Raw genomic sequence first — 21,509 nt, 5'->3', positions numbered from 1 at the left:
GGCCCCGCCGGCTGCCGAGCCGAACGCGGCTGCGGCGCAAGGCGCAGGCGCATCGCCGGGGCCTGCTGCGCCTTCCGGCGGCACGGCCGCCGTACCGCCGGCCGGTCCGGTGCAGTCGCCTGCGGTTTCGGCTGAGCGTCCGGCTGCCGCAGAACCGGCCAACGGGAGCTGGCCTTGGGAGCGGCTGTCGTTGGAGCTGAAAAGCCGGGAGCTGGCTTTGAAGATAAAGCAGGAGCCGACGGACAAGGGCGATAAGGCTGACATTTATATCCAAACCAAGGACCGCGCGGTGGTTCATCTGAACGGAGCGCAGGCGGAGCAGCTGCTTCTTCTGCTGCTGCAAGGGCTGCCATCCGAGAAGGACGCTTGGGAGAAGGCGCTCAAGCAGCGCTTGGCGGCGCAGTTCAAGCTGAAGGACGATTCGCCGGATTGGAAAATCGACGTGAAGTGGAAAGAAGACGCCAAAGTCGTCCGCACGCCGCCCGTACAAGCCGGGAAGCCGGAGCCTAACGGCAATGGAGCGGACAAGGAGCATGGCAAAGGCAAGAGTAAGGAGAAGGAAAAGGAAAAGGAAAAGGAAAAGGAAAAAGCGAAGGACCGCGATAAGCACGACGATGAGAATGACGACTGATCGGAGGGCTTTCGCTTTCGCCGCCTACAAAAAGCAGCCCGTCCGGAGATGATAAGCTCCGGGCGCGGCTGCTTTTTTACCGCGATCCTCTAACTGCTCTAGTCCCCGGGAGTCCGGTCCACGTACAAACGGGAGACGAGCGTGGCCTCACCGCGCCGTACTTCCTCCTCCGTCGCTTTTTCCTCCAAAGGATCGTGCGTGTTCATGCCCGGGGCGATGGTCGGTTCATCGGTCTGCCGGGCCTCTTCTCTTTTGCCGGTCACAAATTGTTCTCCCCTTCCGTCTTGGAATAGGCAATGAGCGTAATCGGTCTGCCGGTCAGTTCGGCCAGCCTCGCTTCCGCCTGTTGAATAATATCGACGACTTTTTCTTGGTCAAGAAGCGGGGCGATTTGGTAGTCGGTCGTTTCGATTTTCACGGGCGATGGGCCTCCTGTAAGGGATGAGATCGGTTTCCCGGTTAGAATTCCCTTCGGGAAAACCCCGCATGCATGGAAGGGAGTGGGAAATTACATGGAAAGGAATACCAAAAACATGGCCCGGCATCGCGCCGCTGTGTTATAGTGAAGCTACTGTTCCGGGAACACGGCGAATGACGAAGGAGGAAGGAATTGCATGAAATGGAACCGCTGGCCGTGATGGCGAGCATCGTGCTCGCCGTGCTGATCTCGTCGATGGATACGACGATCATGAATACGACGATGCCGCGGATCGCGGAGGAGCTTGGGGATGTGAAGCTGTACGCATGGAGCTTCGCTTCTTACATGATTTTATGTACGATTGTGACGCCGCTCAGCGGCAGGCTTTCGGATTTGTTCGGACGCAAGAAAGTGCTCGCGGTCGGCATTTTGGTCTTCTTGCTCGGGTCCATGCTGTGCGGTACGGCGGCGACCATGCTGCAGCTGGTGCTGTACCGGGGGCTCCAAGGGCTTGGCGCTGGCGCGATGATTGCGTTCCCGGCCATTATCGCCGGGGATTTGTTCCCGGTGGAAGCGCGGGGCAAAATTCAGGCGTTCTTCACGGGCATGTGGGGCATCTCGTCGGTGCTGGCGCCGCTGCTTGGCAGCTTGTTCATCGAGCACTTGAACTGGCGGTGGATTTTTTATATCAATATTCCGATTTGTCTGGCGTCCCTGCTGCTGCTTGTGCCATACCGGGAAGTGTACGAGGCACGCAAAAGCCGGATTAACTATTGGGGGGCCTTATGGTTCGGGCTCGGCATCGGGCTGCTGCTGTTCAATACGGTGGTGAGCGAGGGCTTTCTGCTGTATACGGCGGGGGGCGTATTGTTTTTGCTGCTGTTTGTGTACAACGAGCGGAGGCATCCGTCGCCGATTATGCCGATGGCGCTGCTTAAGAACGGTTCCGTCGCCTGGATGAACCTGAACGGCTTCCTGACGTGCGCGGCGTTGTTCGGCACGTCCAGCTACATTCCGTTTTATTTGCAGCAGCACGGGTACTCGCTTTTCGTCAGCGGGCTTTCGCTGCTCGGCATGTCCGTCGGGTGGATTCTTGTAGGCGTCCCGGCCGGGAAATGGGTGCTGCGCTTCGGCTATCGGCCGCTGCTGTTTACCGGCAACGTCCTGCTAACGCTGTCCGGGCTGCTGCTTCTGTTTTTGCCGGACGAAGGGGGCTTCTGGTACGTCAACGCGATCATGGTGCTGCAAGGACTGGCGTACGGGCTGCTCTATACGGTCTCGGTCATCGGGGTGCAGCAGCTTGTCGCCGCCGATCAAAAAGGAATTTCCACGTCGCTGCAGGTCTTCTCGCGGAATATCGGCACGGCAGCCGGGGTGACGATTATGGGCGCGCTTCTGACGTCGGCGCCGGCTTTTATGACCGGCATCCACCGGCTGTTCCTGTACGGGTTTATCGTCAGTTTGGCCGCGTTGGCGTCCACGATTTTTCTTTTTTCGCGGCGTAGGCTGTCGATTTCCGAAAGCGGGGCTTGAGGGGCGACGGCGTGAAAAGCCGTTGAAAAGAACAAAGGGCGGTCTGCTTAATGCAAACCGCCCTTTGTTGTCACGTCGTCGTCTTTCTTTAGTCGAGGTACCATTCGCCGGACCAAGGGTCCTGTACCCAACGGGTATGATGGTAATAATGATGCCCCCACGGACTATGCCAATGATGAGAGTGCGGATGGTGTCCGTGCGGATGGAATCCATACGGATGGAATCCGTGAGGATGTGGTTGATAGGGATAGTGGTAATAATGGTGTCCGTGATGATGACCATGATGCGGCCAATGATGCGGATGATGCGGACGGATTTGTTCGAACTCCTCTGCGGTTTCGGTTTCGATTATCGTCTCTTGAGACATATTTGATTTCTCCTCCCTGATTAGAACATACTCCACCATATGTCAGAGAGGAGGAATTGGGCACTTATCCATCCGAAAATGGGCTTAATCACCTTGTTTTTTTCTTAACCAGCCGGGGCGGTGCGCTTCCTGCTTGCCGCTGCGGTCCTTCGGCTCCCCGTCTCCCGTCTCGCGTTCGCCGCTTCCGAACGGCTGGCGCAGCTGCGCCTCCTCCAGAGCCCGGCGCACTTCTTCGGGTATCGGAAAATCCGTCACCGGGGTATCCTTCAGCGCCCGGGTCATGATTTCCCGAAACAGCTGCGCAGGCACCGCTCCGCCCGATGTGGTCAAATAATGGGTTTTGTCCGTCTGATCGTACCCGAGCCAAATCGCGGCCGTCAGCTCGGGAGTGAAGCCGACGAACCACGCGTCCTTTGCGCCGTTCCGGCCGATCGCCGCAAATTCGGCCGTTGCGGGCAGCTGTGTCGTTCCCGTCTTACCTGCGGCCGGCCGGCAGCCGAGCGCAGCGGCTATCCCCGTGCCCTGTGCGACACTCTCCTGAAGCAGCCTCGTCAACGTATAGGCGTAGACCGGCTCCGTCAGCTTGGTCGGCTGCGGCTTGGCTTCGACGAGCGTATGGCCGTCCTTGGTCGTAATTTTGGTGATGGCGTGGGCTTTCTGCATCACGCCCTGATTGGCGATGGCGCCGTACGCCTGGGCCATCTGCAAGGGCGAGACGCCCTCGGACAAGCCGCCGAGCGCAAGGCTTAAGTTGCGGTCGGCCGGAGGCAGCGCGATCCCGGCCTTGCGCACGTAGTTCATTCCGGCGTCGATGCCGATTTCATTCAATAGCCACACGGCCGGAATATTCCACGAACGCAGTACCGCCTCCCGAAGCGAGACCTGCCCCCTCGTCTGTCCGTCCCAATCCTTGGGACGGTACCCGGAAATGTCGAGCTCGCCGTCATACAAGAGCGACTCCGGCGTGTAGCCAAGCTCAAGCGCAGGCCCATACACCGCCAGCGGCTTAAACGACGAGCCGGGCTGCCGCTTCAGCTCGGTGGCCCGGTTGAAGCCGCGGTAGGTCTGATCCCCCCGCGCGCCCACAATCGCGCGGATACTTCCGGTTCGTTGGTCCAGCACGACCGCTCCGCTCTGCACCGGGCGGTCGGGAGCACTTTGCGGGAATAGCGTATCGGTGCGGTACACCTCTTCCGCCGCCTGCTGCACCTTAAGGTCCATCGCGGTATGAATCCGCAGTCCATGCGTCAAGATCTGCTGCTCCGTGAAGCCGTAAAGCTTCTCGGCTTCATCCATGACATAGTCGACATAGGAAGGATGCCGCCCTTTGAGCGACTCTCCGTTGTTCGGCTTTAGCGCTATCGGCTCGGCTATAGCCTTGGCGTAGGCGGCGTCGCTGATGAAATGCTGATCTTTCATTAGCGACAGCACGAGGTTTCGCCGCTCCAGCGCCTTGTCCGGATGCCGCGCCGGAGAGTAGAGAGAAGGGGCTTTGGGCAAACCGGCCAGCACGGCCGACTCGGCAAGCGTCAGCTGCTGGACGGATTTGCCGAAATATTGCTGCGCCGCCCCTTCGACGCCCCAGCGCCCTTCGCCGAAGTAGATGCTGTTCAGATACAGCTCCAAAATTTCGTCTTTGCTGTAAGCGAAGTTGATTTTTATCGCGTAACCGAGCTCCTTGAATTTGCGGTTGAACGATTTGTCCGAGTCGAGGAACAAATTTTTGGCAAGCTGCTGCGTGATCGTGCTGCCGCCTTCCTCCAGCGCACCGGCTTTCAGGTCGCGGATCAGCGCCCGGCCGATCGACCACACGTCGAACCCGGCATGATCGTAAAAACGCCGGTCTTCTACCGCAACGACGGCATTCCGCAAATCCAGCGGAATTTGGCCGAGCGGCACCGGCACAATTCGGGAAGAGGAAAGCTGCGACACCGGCTGTCCCCCGGCATCCATGACGAAGCTCGGCTCGGGGAGCGGATGCTCCAGCTTGCTGATATCCAAACCGCGCACCCAAACGGCGGCAGCGCCAAGACCCGCTGCCCCGGCTGCACAACAGAGCAGCCCTGCCGTCCACAACCACCGCCGCCCCCGGAACCGGCGCGCTTTCTTCGTCTCCCGCGCCGTCATGCCGCTGGCACCCGGCGCAGGCTCTCGGGCTTCTCGCTCCCCAGCACGGCCGCCGCTCGCCGCGTACTCTCGTTCCTTCCGCGAAGCCGCTTCGCCACCGGCACCCGGCGCAGAGTCGCCCGCCGCCTGTCTGCGGCTCGGCTCCCCTTGCTCCGCACTGCCGGCTCTGCGCCACGTGGACCGTGCGGCCTGCCGCGCTTCGTCCGCCGCACGGCTTCCTCCGCCGGAGGCTCTATACGACTGCCCCTCGCGCATGCCCTCACGCTTCGGAGGAGAACCCGTGTCGGGCTTTGCTTTCGGCCTCCAACGAAACATCCGGGATAAGCTCATGGCTGATGATCCCCCTTTTTGTTGCCACGGAATGTTCGCTGCTTCAGCGTGAATAACCAATACTAATAACCTATTCGCGCCGGCCGCCTTGTTTCGGCAGGTGGACAAGCAAAAAGGAGCCTCCGTAGGAAGCTCCAAGCGATCTGGTATAATCCCTCTTGGGAGGGGATATCACTGCAGAGGGTCCGGCAGCATGCCCTTTTCCATCACCTGCGAATTCGTCGGAAGGCTTGCCATCACTTTGCCAAGCTGGCGGACCTCCTTCTCGTTGTTGGCCATCTTGCCGTTCATCGCTTTGCCGATCGGCGTCGATTCGGTCGGCTTCGTCTTGGCCGCGCCGTATTCCATATATTGCTGTAGCTCCGCCAGCATCTCTTGGGCAGCAGCTGCCGCCGAAGCGGGGATATTGTCCTGCGCAACGAAGCCGGCCTCGTTCAAGTCAATGCGGGTCTGGCCGTTCTCCTGCGTATGCGTATAGATACGGTACGGATATTCCTGCAGTGAAGCGGAATCACGAATCGTCAATTCGTACGTGCTTCCTTCCCGGGACGGCAGTTCGGTGAATCCCATCGTTTTGAGCGTAGCGTGCACGTGGGAAAAGGGCTTGGTGATCGACGGCAGCGTTCTTTTACGGGACATAGAGCAACACTCCTCGATTCGTTATTTTCCGCCGGACGGCATGACGCATCCGTGTACCCATTTATTACACGGCTCGGAGCAGGTTGAAACTTTGTATGGTACTTAATCGTCATTCTTTTTCGAACAGGTATTCATTGGGGGTGTTGGTATGCGCGGCAGATCGCTGCGAATTATTTTGTTTCTTATGGTGGCGGTAACCTTATCCGCTCTGGTGTACGGGTACGCGTTTTCCAATAACGATAGCTTTGTCGGTTCCAGCATCGACGAGCAATTTCCCGTTCCGGCGGAGGCGCGCAAATCGGACGTTCCGTTCTCCAATCCGGGCGTCGTCTATGTGCGCTACAACATGAAAGGCGTGGAAGAAGCGGAAAGCATTCCCGATTTCTATGAGGATGGGATTCGCAAGTGGGGGTGGAAGGAAGACAAAGAGGAGAGGGTGGGGGCGCTTCGCGTTTTTGTGAAGGACGGCAAAACGATGAATATCACGACGCACACCGGCTTTTTCACTTTGTTTACCAAGAAGAGCTCCGGGGAGCCGCACAAAGCGGTTGCCGGTTCGCCGCGCGCCGCCGTTTCCAAGCCGCAGAGCGCGCCCGAGAAGTAACCCCCCCATGCAGCCAAATGCAAAAGGGCGCATGGGGCTGGCGTTCGGCTCAACAGGCTGCTTCAATCGACGAGCGGAAGCGAATACCGCGCGAACCCTTCGCCTTCGTAGCTGTATCGTTCGCATATCGTGTAGGCACGTTCGCCCGCGCTTGTTTGAAGTCCCTTCTCGCGCAAATACGCTTCGACCGCTTGGCTGGCCGCCTCGAAATCGCCGTCTTTATTTGCCACGACGACGCACCGCTGCGCCGGCAAGGTCAGGCGGAGGAACCATTCGGGAATGCCGTCGTACGATTCAACCTCCATGCAAAGGATGTAGACGTGCGTATCCGGATGGCTTTGCGACGGTCCGTGCGGCCACAGGCCGTAGTGAATTTGAGGATTCACAATATGGGGCAAATGCTTGGCGGAGGACAGCAGCGCTTCTTTGGCGTGCCGATACTTGTCTCCCATGTCGTTCAAGCCGATGCATGGGATGCCGATCAGCTTCAATTCCTTGTGCTCCACAATAACGGGCTCCATCTCCGGGAGCTTTGCCGCGTTTTCGATCATACGATTTTCGCCTCTCTTCCTAAATTGTTATTTTCCTCAATCGTAATAGACAAGCTTTTATCCTTTCACTCGTTCCTTCTCCAGCTTCGTCAGGATTTTTTGCAACGAAAAACCCGCATGGTATAATGGAGCGATAAAGCCAGACAAGCGGAGTGAAGAACGATGAGAATCAATAAATATATCAGCGAAACCGGAATTTGCTCCCGGCGTGAAGCGGACCAGCTGATCGAGGGAAAGCGTGTCACGATTAACGGCCAGTTGGCGGAGCTTGGAAGCCGGGTGAGCGAAGGCGACGACGTGCGAATCGACGGAAAACCGGTCAACGAGAAGAAAAAGCACGTCTACATTGCGCTTCATAAGCCGGTAGGCATCACCAGTACGACGGAAAGGCATGTCCGCGGCAATATCGTGGATTTTGTAGGGCACCGCGAGCGGATTTTTCCGATCGGACGGCTGGATAAAGATTCCGAAGGTTTGATTTTGCTGACAAATGACGGCGATATCGTCAACAAAATATTACGATCGGAGCACGAGCATGAGAAAGAATACATCGTTACGGTGAACAAACCGGTTACTCCGATGTTTTTGCAGGGGATGGCGAGCGGCGTGCGGATTCTCGGGACCGTCACCAAACCATGCAAAGTGAGCCGCATCGACGACCGGACGTTTCGGATCGTGCTGACGCAAGGATTGAACCGGCAAATCCGCCGGATGAGCGCCGCCTTCGGCTACGAGGTGCGCCGTTTGAAGCGGGTGCGCATTATGAACATCAAGCTGGCCGGCTTGCCGGTAGGGCAGTGGCGCGATCTGACCCCGGAAGAGCTGGATAAACTGATGAGCGCCATCGGGCATCAGCCGTAAGTTTGATGCTACACGTTGAATTTGTAGCCGATCCCCCGCACGGTATGGATGTATTTCGGATCGGTGGGGTTCGGTTCGATCTTCTTGCGCAGGTTGCTGATGTGAACGAGCAGCGTGCGCGTGTCGCCGTTGCTGTCCACGCCCCAGGTCATTTTATACAGCTGCTCGAGCGGGAGCACCTTGCCGGGCGAACGGGCGAGATGCAGCAGCAGATCGAACTCTTTGGAAGACAGCGGTACAAGCCCGCCGCCAGCTTTCACGGTCCGGCTGAGCAGGTCGATCTCCAGTCCCGGAAACGACAGGTATTGGGAATCCTCCTTGTGCTGCTCAAGCAGCTGGCTGCGCCGCAGATGCGCTTTGACCCGGGCGACGAGCTGGCCTGGGCTGAACGGCTTCGTGATGTAATCGTCCCCTCCGATGCTGAACCCCAGAATGATATCCATATCCTCGCTTTTGCAGCTCAGAAACAAAATCGGCGTATTATAGGACTTCCGGATTTGCCGGCATACTTCGATGCCGTCCATTTCAGGGAGCAGAATGTCGAGAATTACCAAGTCGGGACGGTGCTCCCGCACCATGGCAAGCGCTTCCGCTCCATTCCCGGAATACAGTACATCATACCCCTCCTTCCGCAAGTAAAGACTGATTAATTCGACAATCTCGGCTTCATCGTCGACGATGAGTATTTTTTCTCCAGGCATCGATTTCTCCTCCAAAAGATGATGCGGCGAAACATGATGCTTCTTTGAAACTATCAGAATCATACCCCGCCGGACTCGATACTGGATTCTGATATGGCAGCGACAAACGCCCCGAGTCCCCCAAAGGTGAGCCGTTTATCCCGGTTTCCAAAAAATGCAGTTTAAGGTACGATATTAGCATGTAAGCCCATTTGAACAACGGGAAGAAAGTGGTATCGATTTCCAGAAACTATTTCTATTATAAATGGTTTTGGGTGTTTATTTCCATAGTTTTATTGGCGGCCGGAATTACCGGTGTCGCTTACTGCCTGTCCTCTGCCGAGAAGTTCGCGCCCCGTGCCGTGCAAGGAGTCATGGACCTGGAGCGATACGGCCTGGAATCCCATGGAACGGTCCGGCTGGACGGCGAATGGGACATGTACTGGATGCGTCTGCTGACGCCGGAAGAGCTGGCCTCCCGGGAGCATGCCGCGGGGGAGAAAGCAACCCCGATTGCTCTCCCCGAGGTATGGAATCGTGTCCTGGTGGAAGGCGTGCAGCCCGGCGGATCGGGTCATGCGACCTTTCACTTGAAGGTGATGCTGAATGGCACCGCCTCGGATCTGGGACTGAAGCTGCCCTATATCCGGACGGCCTACAAGGCTTGGGTTAATGGCGAGCCGGTCGCGAGCAGCGGTACGGTCGGAGAAGACATCCTGACGTCCAAGCCTCAATACACCCCCAATTTGATCCGGTTTCACCATACAGGCGGGCCATTGGATATCGTTATTCAGGTATCCAATTACCATCACCGGCTCGGGGGCATCTGGAAACCAGTCGAGCTGGGCTCGTGGAGCGCGCTTGACAGCAAGCTCCGGAGAGAGCTTGCGATCGAGACGCTTGTGACAGGAAGCCTGCTGTCGATGGGCCTGTATCACATCGGACTGATTGCACTCAGACGCAAAGAGAAGGGATCGCTTTATTTCGGGCTTTTCTGTTTGTTGATCGGGATACGGGCCTTCTTTACGGGCGAAGGCGTGATGTATTATTTTATTCCCGGGGTGAATTGGCTCACGGAGCTGCGCATCGAGTACGTGTGCTTCTACATGGGCGTGCCCGCCATGATCATGTTTATGCACTCGCTCTACCCGCAGGAGGTGCGCTCCGGCATTGTCCGGCTTATTCTGGCGCTCGGCGCAGGGTTCTCGGCTGCGGCATTTTTGATCCCGCCCCCGTGGGTGACGTATACGACGCCGGTGTTCCAGCTCATTACGCTGCTCACCAGCGGTTATCTGCTGTTCAGTCTGGGCCGTGCCGTGCTTCGCAAAAGAGACGGAGCCCTGTTTGCCGCGATCGGAGCGGGCGCTTACGTCGCCACCGTGATGCTGGACATCATGTACTATAACCAGTGGATCAAGCTTGGCGAGGTGTCGGCGTACGGGCTGCTTGTCTGCGTGTTCATGACCTCGTTCATCCTGAGCGCCAAATCGGCCAAGGCTTACGTGGAAGTGGAGACGCTATCGCGGCAAATGCGCGAGATGAACACCGGACTGGAGCATAAAATTCGCGAGCGGACCGCCGAACTGGAACGCATCAACCGCAGTCTGGAGCGGATGAACGACGACTTGGCCCGGATGGAAACGTCAAGGCGGCACCTGCTCAGCAATATCTCGCACGATCTGGGAACGCCGATGACGCTGATTCAAGGGTACGTGGAAGCGCTCATCGACGGCGTCGTCTCCCAGCCCGACCAGCAGCAAAAGTATTTAAAGCTCATCCATAACCGGATTACGGGCTTGAACCGGCTCATTGCCGATCTGTTTCAGCTCTCGAAGCTGGAGGCCAGACAGATGGATTTCGATATCCAGCCGGTGAGCACGGAAGACTTCATCCGGTATTTCGACGAGCGCTACGAGCTGGAGCTGGCCGGCGCCGGGCTCAGGTTCGAGACGGTCGCTTACTCGCTGCGGCCCGAAGCCCACCGGCAGGCCATCGTCAAAATCGACATGGACCGGATCGATCAGGTGCTGACCAACGTCATTTACAATGCGGTCAAGCATACGCCCCGCGGCGGGCTGATCCAGCTTCATTTTATCGTGGACGAGCATTCGCTTGTCGTGCAGGTGCAGGATAACGGCTCGGGCATTGATCCGGAAGATTTGCCCTACATTTTCGACCGTTTCTACAAGAAAGACAAGTCCCGCAACACGGCCGGCGGCGGCAGCGGCCTCGGGCTGGCCATCGCCAAGGAGATTATCGACTACCATGGGGGCCGGATCTGGGCGCAAAGCCGCGTCGGTCAAGGCGCCTGCATCGCTTTCGCGCTGCCCCTCGTGAAAGGGGGTGAATAAAGACCCGGACGCCGGCGGCGCCAACAGTGAATCCCATACGCGACGCTTAATCGCCGGAGCCCGGGGGATGCAGCAGCGAGCTGCGGTAATCCGTTGGCGAGAGCTGGTAATGCCGCTTGAACTGCTTCGAAAAGTACAGCGGGTCCTGGAAGCCGACCGAAGACGCGATCTGCTCCACGGTCAGCTCCGGGCGCTCCCGCAGCAGATGGCGCGCTTTATCGAGCCGGAGCCGCAGCAGGAACGTCACCGGCGTCAGCCCGGTCTGCCGCTTGAACAGCGTCGAGAGATAAGCGCGGTTGTAGCCGAGCGACTCGGCCATCAGCTCGATCGTGATCGGCTCGGCATACTGCTTGGACAAATACTGCAGCGCCCGCTGCACCGTTTGCCCGGCGGCGGTCGCCTGCTCCGGCTCGTCCGCATGGAGGGGGCGAAGCGCTTCCGCGAACTCGGCGAACAGCAGGTGCAGGCAGCCGTTCGCTTTCAGATTGGCGCCTGCGCCGCGTTGCTGAAACGCCAGCTGCACTTGGCGGAACAGGACGCCGATCGAGCGCTTGCGCCCGGTATGGACGACCGGCTGCTGCGAGCTCAGGCCCGTATCCTGCAGCAAGCGCCCGGCGAGCGGCCCTTCGAAGGCGACCCAACGATAGTGCCACGGGTCAAGCGTATCGGCCATGTAATTGACCAGCTTGCCCGGCTCGATCAGGAAGCTGTCTCCTGCGCCGAGCTCGTAGGTCTGTCCCTGGCAGACGTAGGTGCCTTTGCCGGATAACACATGATGCAGCAAATAATAATCGACGACCTTCGGTCCGGGCTTATGGCCCGGCTTCGTCTGGCTGTGGCCGGCGAACAGGACGGTCAAAGGGCTGTCTTCCGGCGCGGGATACGGGTTGGATACGACAAAATAGGTATCGGGACGTTTGACGGGACCGGACACGTCGCGACTCGCCTCCTTTTGGGGCTATCGCCCCGGATAGGTTCAGTATAGCACGACGGAGGTTGTCTATGCGTTCATGATCTAGCATTTTTCCATGTCGCTCTGACATCGTTCCATAGTGAAAACCGATTGTCCGGGCTATACTTGAAGCAAAGCTTACTATAAAAAATTCGCTATATCGAACGTGTCTTCTTAAATCCATAACGAGGTGAACCGTCATGACGGAAGTCAAAGCATTGCTGGAGCAGTTTGTCGAGCTGTACGGAGGAGAGAGCTCCAATCCTGTCCGGGCGTTTCATGCGCCGGGGCGCGTCAATCTGATCGGGGAGCATACCGATTACAACGGAGGCTATGTTTTCCCGGCCGCTCTGACGTTCGGCACGACGATGCTGATCCGGAAACGGGAGGACGATCAGGTGGGCTTCGCTTCCACCAACTTTCCGCTGCGCAAGCATATTTCCATTCAGCAGGTCGAATTCCGCGCCGAAGACGATTGGATCAATTATCCGAAGGGCATCATCCGCGAACTGCAAAAGCGGGGGCTGTCCGTCGGCGGTTACGATATTTTGTACAGCGGGGCGATTCCGAACGGCTCCGGCCTTTCCTCTTCGGCTTCTATCGAAGTGGTGACGGCTTACGGCCTGCTCACGATGGAAGGGCAGCCGACGGACAAGGTGGAGATCGCGCTGCTGTCGCAAAAGGCCGAGAACGAGTTCATCGGCGTGCAATGCGGCATCATGGATCAATTTGCGGTAGCGATGGGCAAGAAGGAGCATGCGATTCTGCTCATGTGCGATACGCTGGAATACAAGCACGTGCCGTTCGCAAGCGGCGAATACAAGCTGGTGATCGGCAATACGAACAAAAAGCGCGGGCTCGTCGACTCGGCTTATAACGAGCGCCGTTCGCAGTGCGAGCAGGCGGTGAAGTACTTGGCGGCCGAGTATCCCGAGCTGACGCTGCTCGGCCAGCTGTCACTGGAGCAGTACCGGAGCGCGCAGCATCTGATCCCGGACGAAACGGTGCGCAAACGGGCGCAGCACGTCGTCGAGGAAATCGACCGGGTGCTGCAGTCCATCGAGGTGCTCCAACGGGGAGACTTGGCGGCGTTCGGCCGCCTCATGATCGGGTCGCATAACTCGCTGCGCGATTTGTACGAGGTGACCGGCGTCGAGCTGGACACGATGGTTGAAGCGGCGCTTGCCGTTCCCGGCGTGCTTGGCTCGCGGATGACGGGCGCCGGCTTCGGCGGCTGCACGGTATCGTTGGTGCATCAGGACAGCGTGGAGCGGTTTGTCGGCGAGGTGGGCCGCGTGTATAAGGAGAAGACCGGCTTGACCGCGGACTTCTATGTATGCGACATTGGGAATGGCGTGGAGGAGCTGCGGCTTTAGACGCAATCGTTCGTGATGAACGGACGGAACTAATAATACATTCGGATTGGCGGAAGGAGAGGCTGGACTATGGCCATTATGGTAACCGGAGGCGCGGGTTATATCGGCTCGCATACGGTAGCGGAGCTGCTGGCAAAAGGCGAAGAGGTGGTGATCGTCGACAATTTGCAGCAGGGACACCGGGAAGCGGTGCTCGGCGGGAAGCTGTACGTCGGGGACATCCGCGATGCGGACTTTTTAGATACGGTATTCCGCGAAAACGATATCGACGCCGTCATTCATTTCGCAGCGAGCTCGCTCGTCGGCGAAAGCATGCAGCTGCCTGGCAAATATTATCATAACAACGTCTACGGGACGCTCTGCCTGCTGGAGAAAATGAACGAATACGGCGTGAAGAAAATCGTATTTTCGTCCACGGCGGCGACGTATGGCGAGCCGGAGAACGTTCCGATTCTGGAAACGGACCGGACGCTGCCGACGAACGCTTACGGCGAAACGAAGCTTGCCATGGAAAAGATGATGCGCTGGTTCGATACCGCGCACGGCATCAAATACGTCTCGCTGCGCTATTTCAACGCGGCCGGTGCGCACGAAAGCGGCCGGATCGGCGAAGACCATTCGCCGGAGACCCACCTGGTGCCGATCATTCTGCAGGTGGCGCTTGGCAAGCGTGCGCATATCTCGATTTTCGGCGACGATTATGCGACGCCGGACGGCACGTGCATCCGCGACTACATCCATGTGACCGACCTTGCGGACGCCCACATTCTCGCGGTGGAAAAGCTTCGCGCAGGCGGGGAGAGCAGCGTGTACAATCTCGGCAACGGCAAAGGCTTCTCCGTCAAAGAAGTGATCGACATCGCGCGCGAAGTGACGGGACACGCGATTCCGGCGGTTGTTGAAGCCCGCAGAGCGGGAGACCCGGCGGTGCTTGTCGCCTCCTCGGAGCGCGGCAGAACGGAGCTCGGCTGGCAGCCGAAGCGGGACAGCTTGAAGCAAATCATCGCTTCCGCATGGGCTTGGCATCAAGCGAATCCGGACGGCTACGGCAAATAAATAAACGGGTGCAGGCGTTCGGGCCGAAGGCCGGCCGATCCAAAGGAGTGGAGAACAATGGAACAAAGACAGAAGGACACGGAATTCGGCTCCCCCGACCGGAAGGCGGCCTACCGGGTCGAACGTCTGCTTCAATTCGGTTTGAACCGCGGACTGCTGGAGCCGCTCGATGTCTATGCGGCCCGCAACGGGCTGCTCGATCTGCTTTGTATCGGCGAGCCGTACGAGGGCGAACTAACCGAGCCGGTGGCGGACAGTGCAGTGGAGCTGCTGGAGCCGCTGCTCGATTACGCGGCCGACAAGGGCTTGCTCGAAGAAAACAACACGACGGTGCGCGATCTGCTGGATGCCCGTTTGATGGGGCAGCTTATGCCTCGGTCATCCGAGCTTGTGCACCGGTTCTGGACGACCGCGAAGTCCACAGGCATCGAAGCGGCGACGGACGCTTTCTACAAGCTGTGTATCGATTCGAACTACATCCGGATGGACCGGATCGGCAAAAACATGTATTGGCTTGCGCCGACGGAATTCGGCGATTTGGAAATTACCGTAAACCTTTCGAAGCCGGAGAAGGACCCGAAGGAAATCGCCATGCTCCGAAACGCGCCGCAGAGCCATTACCCCAAATGTCTGCTGTGCATCGAAAACGTGGGCTACACCGGCAGACTCAATCATCCTGCGCGGCAGAATCTGCGGGTCATTCCGGTGGAGCTGGCCGGGGAAACGTGGTACTTTCAATATTCGCCTTACGTGTATTACAACGAGCACAGCATCATTTTCGACCGGACGCACCGGCCGATGAAGACGTCGAAGGAGACGTTCGAGCGCCTGCTCGATTTCGTGGATCGCTTCCCTCATTATTTCGTCGGCTCGAATGCCGACCTGCCGATCGTCGGCGGCTCGATCCTGAACCATGATCATTTTCAAGGCGGGCGGCACAAGTTTCCGATGGAAAAGGCGGGCGTCGAAGAAAGCTTCAGCCATCCGGATTATCCCGGAATGAAGATCGGCATCGTCAAATGGCCGATGTCGGTCATCCGCCTCTCTACCCATAACCGTGATCAGCTGCTGAAGCTCGCCACGGCGGTTCTGGAAGCGTGGAAGATGTACAGCGACCCGTCGCAAGACATCTTTGCGTTTACGGAGCAGGCGGGCATCAAGGTGCCACACAACACGATCACTCCCATTGCCCGCAACAATGCAAGCGGGGAATATGAGCTTGATCTGGTGCTGCGCAACAACCGGACCAGCGAGGAGCATCCCGACGGCATTTTTCACCCGCACAAGGAGCTTCACCACATCAAGAAAGAAAATATCGGCCTGATCGAGGTGATGGGGCTTGCCGTGCTGCCCGGACGTCTCAAGGACGAGCTGGAGCTGGCTTCCAAGCTGTTGACCGGGAAAGAAAGGCTGGACGGGAAGATTACGAGCGACCCGTCGCATCCGCTGCACAAGCACGCCGTATGGCTGGAGGAGTTGATCGGCCGTTACGGTACGGCGATGCCGGAGGAGGACGCGAGGCATGCGCTGCAAACGGAGACGGGCCGCAAGTTCGCGGACGTGCTGCGCGACGCGGGCGTATACAAGCGCAGTGAGCAGGGGATGGAGCGGTTCCGGGCGTTTTTGCGGCACCTCGGCGTGCGCGCTTAATGCAGGAACGGAAAAGCGTCAGCCCTTAAGGAAACGAAAAAGACCCCCATCCGGGACGCCGTGTTGACGGAGTGCCGCGTGGGGGTCTTGCCCTTTCTTAATCGAATCAGGACTATCCGGCCCGGGAGTCTTCGTCGCCGGAAGGCCGGCGCGTTCTCGGCTCGATCTCGATCAGACCGGGCTTCCGGGTAATTTCTTCGACCTCGATGCCGTTTTTAGCGAGCGTGTTGGTCAGGAAATTTTCATCCTGCGCCGGGAAAATGTATGCCGGATGCCGGTCGGTGTTGCTAAGCAAATGCTCGGCCACCTGCAGCAGCTTCTCCATCGAGAACGGCTTGCGCAAAAATTTCTCGATATCCTTCTCGTGATAATCCTGCGGCGGCTCCAGCGCCGTGGATACGATAACCGGGGTCCGGTAAAACTTCGGATGGCGGTACAGCTCACCGATGAAATCCCAGCCGTTCTTCGTTCCCTCCAGATGAATGTCCACGATACACAGCTGCGGACCGCCCTCTTCGATCCGGTGCAGGGCGAGAATGCCTTCCTCGGCCGAGCGTACATGCATCGTCGGGATTTGCAGCTTGGCGAGCGCCACTTGAATCAGCTTCGCCAAGTTATCGTTGTCCTCCAAAATCATGATGCTGTTGTCCGCCGTTCCGACCCGGTAAGCTTGAAGCGTCACGGTGAAGGTTGTTCCTGCGCCCATCTCCGATTCGAACGCGACCGTCCCCTCATGGCCTTCGACGATTTCCCGCACGATGGACAGCCCGAGGCCTGTACCGCCGATCTGCCTGCGGTCGGAATTGTCGACACGATAAAATTTGGAGAACAGCTTATCCTTGGCTTCCTCCGGGATGCCGAGACCGTAATCCTGAACCAGGAATTGTACGTCTTGGCCGTCCTGCCGAAGCGTCAGATCGACACGGTCCGCCTGAGGCGAATATTTGATCGCGTTGCTGAGCAGGTTGTGCGCCACCTGCTTCAACCGGTCCGCGTCGCCGCGCACCCACACTTCGTGCTCCGGCAGATGAAGCGAGATGTCGTGGCTTTGCTTGCCCCGCCACTGATCGACCACCTCCTGCAGCAATCCTCCCAGCTCCACCGGTGCAAAATGATAAATTTGCTTGCCGGATTCCATCCGCTGCAGATCCAAGAAATCGTTGATCAGCGTCGAAAGCCGGGTCGCCTCTTTATAGACGGTTTGCAGATAGCGCTGCTGCTTCTCCGGCGTAAGCTGGCGGTTGAGCAAAATCTCGATAAAACCGAGAACGCTGGCAAGCGGCGTCCGCAGCTCGTGCGAGACGATGCTGATGAATTCATTCTTCATCTCGTCGACTTTCTCTTCCTCGGTCCGGTCGCGGAACACGAACAGGAAGCCGAGCTTCTCGCCGTGACGTTCGACCATCATGCGGATGGCGTACAGCTCCACGTATCTTTGCTGCTCCTCCCCGTCGGTGAACGAGAAGCGCTCCGTCAGCGTGTTCAAGTCGCCGCGCAGCAGACCGCGAATCGATTGGGAAACACGGGCAAAGCTCGGCGAGTTGTCGAGCAGGTCCTGACTGATCTCGGCGATTGATTCGCCGGTGCGTCCGCTCAGCCGGAGGAAGTCGTTCATGCGATGATTGAAAAACATCAGCTTCCCTGAAGCATCGCACATCATCATGCCCTCGTGTGTCGATTCGAGGATATTGTTGATCAAGTCGCGCTGCTCCTCCATCGCCGCTTTCTCCTGTTGAAGCTGCTCGTAGAGCGTCTCCAGACGGGCGGCCTGACGACGGCGCTCCTCGTTCATTTGCTGCGCCAGGAAGGCGAGTCCGAACTGGTGAATGAGCCCTTTGGCCAGCCGCGTTTTTTGCTCGTCCGGCGAAGTCAGATATCCGGTCAGCAGCAGGAAGCCGGTGACTTCATGCTCATCGTTGAACAGCGGATAATAGCGGTCTATCGCGTGAGTGATGCCTTGATGGAAGCCGCTTTCCTGCACCGTAGCCTGACGCATGCACTCCAGCGGCATTTTCTCCTTCAGGACGCGCCTCGCCATGCCGAACAGCTCGCTTTCCAGCATGGCGGGCAGCGTTGACGGATAGCCGATGGAATAAGCGACCTGATAAGACGCTTCCGCCCCTTCGCCGTCCGGTGTTTTCAAGACAAGCAGAGCCGCGTCAAGCTGCAGCGATTCCAATAGCGCCGGGAGGGAAGCGTTCAAAAAGTCGGCCATGTCCGTCGAGCCGGTCAGCTTTTCCTGATAGCTGCTGATGGCCTCCAATTCCTGCTCGCGCTGCGACAGCTTCTCCAACGTCGCTTCCTGCTCCTCCTGCTGGGCAATGATCTCTTCGTTCTGCACCTCCAGGCTCTCCGCCATAAATCGGTACGTTTCCTCGCTTTTGCGCAGCTTGGCTTCCGCCTGATTGGCCCGGTTGAAAATGAAGAACGAGAACAGGCCGACGACAATGGCGATGCTGCCTCCGATGAAAACGATGACGCGCGCCCGTTTCTCCGCGGTTTGGGCCGATGTATACGCTTCCGCTGCGATGAGCTCGATCTCGGCGGTCAGCTTCGCGTGAATTTGGCGAAAGCGGTCCATCTGGTTTTTGCCCATGGACACCCGCTTGATCGCATCGGACAGCTTCCCGGCGCGGATCAGCTCGATTTGGCTGGCATAATGCTCCTGCAGCCGCTGAATTTGCGGAATGGCGTCGCCTTCCATGACGCTGCGCAGGCCGGGGTATTTCTTTTGAAACTTGGCCATGGCGAGCAAGTCGTCCTGCAGCTGGGCTTTGCCGAAATCGTAGGGCTCCAGGTATTTCTCGTCTTGCGTCACCTCGTAGCCCCGCAGCCCGGACTCCATATTGATCAGGTCGATCAGTAAGCTTTCGGCCAGATTGTTTAGCGGAATCACTTCGTTCACGACGCTGTTCAGTTCCTTCTCCGTACTGGAGGAGGCGATAAAGCTGGAGACGCTGATCATCACGAGCAGAAAAACGACGACGATAACGTAACCCAGGGAAATTTTCGATCGTGAAATGTTCATGGCAGAGCCACCTTTTCGGTATATAGACATTTTTTGTACGTTCCTAGTTCGACAAAAGAAGGGTAAATCCTCTATAGCGAACGGTGCTTTTCGAGCCGGAACGCAAAAAAGTATCGCCGCATCGCCGAAAAGAGCGGCTTACGATGGCATGAGTCGAATGCTGTCAGGGAGCAATGTATTCAAAAAAGTGGATGGGGACCTGAAGCGAAGAGGGAGGGGAAAAGGGCGCTTAAACCGGCGGCGGAGACGCCTGCCGGGAGCAGCGAGCGGCGGAGCGGGTCAGGCGCGCTCCACCCATTCGCTGCGCAGGGAGAACAGCTCTTTCAGGTCGTCCGTCGACAGCTCGGTGATCCACTGCTCGCCGGTGCCGACGATTTGCTGGCTGAGCCCGAGCTTCTTGTCGATCATCTCGTCGATGCGCTCCTCCAGCGTGCCCAGCGTGACGAATTTGTGCACCTGCACATGGCGCGTCTGTCCGATCCGGAAGGCGCGGTCCGTCGCCTGGTTTTCCACGGCCGGATTCCACCAACGGTCGAAATGGAACACGTGGTTCGCCGCGGTCAGATTAAGCCCGGTGCCGCCGGCTTTGAGCGACAGCAGGAAGATGCCGGAATCGTCCTCCTCCGGCGGCGCTTCGCCTTGGAACGTTTCGATCATGCGGTCCCGCTCCGCCTTGGAGCTGCCCCCGTGAAGAAAGGGCACCTTGCCTCCGAACTCTTCCTCCAGCACCCGCTGCAGCAAATGCCCCGTTTCCACAAATTGGGTAAAAATGAGACACTTGTCGCCTTCCTGCCGCAGCTCCTGCACCATTTCCAGCAGCCGTTCGACCTTGTTCGAACGTTCTCGCCAAGGGGCCCGGACGGCCTCCTTGGCGAGCAGCGCCGGATGGTTGCAGATCTGCTTCAGCTTCGTCAGCGCGGCGAGAATCATCCCGCGGCGCTCCATGGCCGACAGCTTGTCGATCCGCTCGAACATGTCTTGAATGTAGTTCTCGTACAGCGTCGCCTGTTCGGCCGTGAGCGAGACGTAGGTTTTGTACTCGTACTTTTCCGGAAGATCGAGCTGAATGGACGGGTCTTTCTTGACGCGCCGCAGCAGGAAGGGCCGAATCAGCCGCTGTACCTTGGCGATCAGCTCCTTGTCCTGCGTACGCTCGATGGCGCCGACGTACCGCTGGGTGAAATCGCGCAGCGTGCCGAGATAGCCCGGGTTGAGAAAATCGAAGATCGACCACAGCTCGGTCAGCCGGTTCTCGATCGGGGTCCCGGTCAGGGCGATCCTGTGCCGTCCGGCAAGCTTGCGGATCGATTGCGCCTGCTTCGTGTAGGCGTTCTTGATGTTCTGCGCTTCGTCGAGGCAGATCGATTCCCATGAAACGGAGCCCAGCTCCGCTTCGTCCAGATGCGACAGCGTGTACGTCGTGAGCACGAGGTCGCTGTCGCTGCAGCTCTCGGCGAAGCCGTTTCCTTTGGCCCGGGCCGGCCCGTAATGCAGATGCACGCGCAGGTCCGGCGCGAAGCGCTGCAGCTCCTTCTGCCAGTTGCCCAGCACGGAGGTCGGGCAGATCAGCAGAGAAGGGGAGGCTCCGTCCGTCTGCGGCGTGTCAGCCGCTTGGGGTTCGGCGGCCAGCCGCTGCTCCCGGAGGTGCAGCAAGTACGTGATCATCTGGATCGTCTTGCCGAGCCCCATGTCGTCGGCCAAACAGCCGCCGAGGCCGCATTGGCGCAAGAACACAAGCCACGAGATGCCTTCCACCTGATACGGCCGCAGCTTGCCGCGGAAGCTGTCCGGCGGCTCCAGCAGCGGAGGGCGCTTCGCGTGGTTGAGCAGATCGACAAGCTCCTGAAGCTGCTCGTTCAGCTCGACTTCCATGTTGAGCGTACGGTGGAAGTCTTTGTCCTCCTCGCCTTCGCTGGAGCCGAGCAAATGAAGCTCCAGCACGTCCCGGAACGAAAGCCCCTGCTTTTTCTCCACCTGATGCATGACGCGCTGCAGCTGGGCGAGATGAACCGGGTCGAGCTGGACCCACTGCCCGCGGATTTGTACAAGCCGCCGGTTCTGTTCCAGCAGCTCGCGGAATTCCGCCTCGGTCAGCTCGACGTCGCCCAGCGCGATTTTCCAGTCGAACTGCATGAGCTGATTCAGGCCGAACATCGACTGCGGGCCGGAGCCGACCGACGATTTAATTTTCGCTTTGAGGCGCGGACGCCATCTGCGGACGCGTTCCCACCATGCGGGCAGAATGACCGAATAGCCCGCTTCCATCAGGCGCAGGCTGCCTTTGGCCAGCAGCTCCCACGCCTCGTCCGGCGTCAGCGTGCTGCGCAGCCCGGCTTCGCCCTCGGCGAGCCACGG

The 21,509-nt window shown here is 58.6% G+C and carries 17 protein-coding genes and 1 pseudogene; 8 read left to right on the top strand and 10 right to left on the bottom strand.

Annotated features, from left to right (window positions below; all coding sequences use genetic code 11):
* A pseudogene (locus PEH01S_RS34880) lies at positions 1-631 on the top strand (hypothetical protein); the annotation flags it as partial.
* A 98-nt stretch (positions 632-729) separates the two neighbouring features.
* On the opposite strand, the gene PEH01S_RS34875 reads toward PEH01S_RS34880, so the two are convergent.
* Both PEH01S_RS34875 and PEH01S_RS30955 read right to left on the bottom strand, forming a co-directional pair.
* Positions 730-894 (bottom strand): hypothetical protein, encoded by a 165-nt coding sequence (locus tag PEH01S_RS34875; RefSeq protein WP_164828098.1) that lies wholly within the window; start codon positions 892-894, stop codon positions 730-732.
* Positions 891-1,049: a hypothetical protein gene (locus PEH01S_RS30955; RefSeq protein WP_173426602.1), complete on the bottom strand. Its 159-nt coding sequence runs from the start codon at positions 1,047-1,049 to the stop codon at positions 891-893. The genes PEH01S_RS34875 and PEH01S_RS30955 overlap by 4 nt, the downstream gene beginning before the upstream one ends.
* Before the next feature lie 201 nt (positions 1,050-1,250).
* Between PEH01S_RS30955 and PEH01S_RS30950 the strand changes: the two genes are divergently transcribed.
* Positions 1,251-2,582 (top strand): MFS transporter, encoded by a 1,332-nt coding sequence (locus tag PEH01S_RS30950; protein WP_127490051.1) that lies wholly within the window; start codon positions 1,251-1,253, stop codon positions 2,580-2,582.
* A gap of 88 nt (positions 2,583-2,670) precedes the next feature.
* Here the strand turns inward: PEH01S_RS30950 and PEH01S_RS30945 are convergent, their stop codons facing one another.
* From PEH01S_RS30945 to PEH01S_RS30935, 3 genes are all read right to left on the bottom strand, one after another.
* Entirely contained in the window at positions 2,671-2,949 is a 279-nt protein-coding gene (locus tag PEH01S_RS30945; RefSeq protein ID WP_127490049.1) for a hypothetical protein, read from the bottom strand.
* Positions 2,950-3,033: 84 nt separating this feature from the next.
* On the bottom strand, positions 3,034-5,406 hold the full coding sequence (locus PEH01S_RS30940; protein ID WP_127490047.1) for a transglycosylase domain-containing protein: 2,373 nt from the start codon (positions 5,404-5,406) through the stop codon (positions 3,034-3,036).
* A 171-nt stretch (positions 5,407-5,577) separates the two neighbouring features.
* Complete coding sequence (locus PEH01S_RS30935; protein WP_127490045.1) at positions 5,578-6,045, bottom strand: hypothetical protein; 468 nt, start codon at positions 6,043-6,045, stop codon at positions 5,578-5,580.
* A gap of 148 nt (positions 6,046-6,193) precedes the next feature.
* On the opposite strand from PEH01S_RS30935, the gene PEH01S_RS30930 reads away from it, so the two are divergent.
* A complete protein-coding gene (locus PEH01S_RS30930; RefSeq protein ID WP_127490043.1) occupies positions 6,194-6,649 on the top strand; it encodes a hypothetical protein in 456 nt (151 codons plus the stop codon).
* 62 nt (positions 6,650-6,711) lie between these two features.
* Here PEH01S_RS30930 and PEH01S_RS30925 read toward each other — a convergent pair whose 3' ends face one another.
* A complete protein-coding gene (locus PEH01S_RS30925; RefSeq protein WP_127490041.1) occupies positions 6,712-7,200 on the bottom strand; it encodes a GyrI-like domain-containing protein in 489 nt (162 codons plus the stop codon).
* 162 nt (positions 7,201-7,362) lie between these two features.
* On the opposite strand from PEH01S_RS30925, the gene rluF reads away from it, so the two are divergent.
* Positions 7,363-8,061, top strand: a complete 699-nt coding sequence (gene rluF / locus PEH01S_RS30920) for a 23S rRNA pseudouridine(2604) synthase RluF (RefSeq protein ID WP_127490039.1) — start codon at positions 7,363-7,365, stop codon at positions 8,059-8,061.
* 8 nt (positions 8,062-8,069) lie between these two features.
* Here rluF and PEH01S_RS30915 read toward each other — a convergent pair whose 3' ends face one another.
* Entirely contained in the window at positions 8,070-8,762 is a 693-nt protein-coding gene (locus tag PEH01S_RS30915; RefSeq protein ID WP_025851981.1) for a response regulator transcription factor, read from the bottom strand.
* A 191-nt stretch (positions 8,763-8,953) separates the two neighbouring features.
* On the opposite strand from PEH01S_RS30915, the gene PEH01S_RS30910 reads away from it, so the two are divergent.
* Positions 8,954-11,092 (top strand): sensor histidine kinase, encoded by a 2,139-nt coding sequence (locus PEH01S_RS30910; protein WP_127490037.1) that lies wholly within the window; start codon positions 8,954-8,956, stop codon positions 11,090-11,092.
* Between the two features lie 46 nt (positions 11,093-11,138).
* On the opposite strand, the gene PEH01S_RS30905 is transcribed toward PEH01S_RS30910, so the two are convergent.
* Positions 11,139-12,026, bottom strand: a complete 888-nt coding sequence (locus PEH01S_RS30905) for an AraC family transcriptional regulator (protein WP_127490035.1) — start codon at positions 12,024-12,026, stop codon at positions 11,139-11,141.
* A gap of 218 nt (positions 12,027-12,244) precedes the next feature.
* Here PEH01S_RS30905 and PEH01S_RS30900 point away from each other — a divergent pair, with 218 nt between their 5' ends.
* The 3 genes from PEH01S_RS30900 to PEH01S_RS30890 all read left to right on the top strand — a co-directional run bounded on the left by PEH01S_RS30900 (position 12,245) and on the right by PEH01S_RS30890 (position 16,126).
* Entirely contained in the window at positions 12,245-13,420 is a 1,176-nt protein-coding gene (locus PEH01S_RS30900) for a galactokinase (RefSeq protein WP_127490032.1), read from the top strand.
* A gap of 69 nt (positions 13,421-13,489) precedes the next feature.
* Positions 13,490-14,476 (top strand): UDP-glucose 4-epimerase GalE, encoded by a 987-nt coding sequence (gene galE / locus PEH01S_RS30895; RefSeq protein WP_127490030.1) that lies wholly within the window; start codon positions 13,490-13,492, stop codon positions 14,474-14,476.
* 57 nt (positions 14,477-14,533) lie between these two features.
* On the top strand, positions 14,534-16,126 hold the full coding sequence (locus PEH01S_RS30890; RefSeq protein WP_127490028.1) for a UDP-glucose--hexose-1-phosphate uridylyltransferase: 1,593 nt from the start codon (positions 14,534-14,536) through the stop codon (positions 16,124-16,126).
* Between the two features lie 112 nt (positions 16,127-16,238).
* Here the strand turns inward: PEH01S_RS30890 and PEH01S_RS30885 are convergent, their stop codons facing one another.
* Both PEH01S_RS30885 and PEH01S_RS30880 read right to left on the bottom strand, forming a co-directional pair.
* Positions 16,239-19,154: an ATP-binding protein gene (locus PEH01S_RS30885; RefSeq protein WP_127490026.1), complete on the bottom strand. Its 2,916-nt coding sequence runs from the start codon at positions 19,152-19,154 to the stop codon at positions 16,239-16,241.
* Between the two features lie 279 nt (positions 19,155-19,433).
* Positions 19,434-21,509, bottom strand: a 2,076-nt coding sequence (locus PEH01S_RS30880) for a DEAD/DEAH box helicase (RefSeq protein ID WP_164828099.1), incomplete at its 5' end; no start/stop codon positions are given.

Origin of the sequence: Paenibacillus ehimensis NBRC 15659 (assembly GCF_004000785.1) — a bacterium.
Lineage (GTDB): Bacteria > Bacillota > Bacilli > Paenibacillales > NBRC-103111 > Paenibacillus_G > Paenibacillus_G ehimensis.
This window is presented reverse-complemented; position numbering and strand designations above follow the sequence as displayed.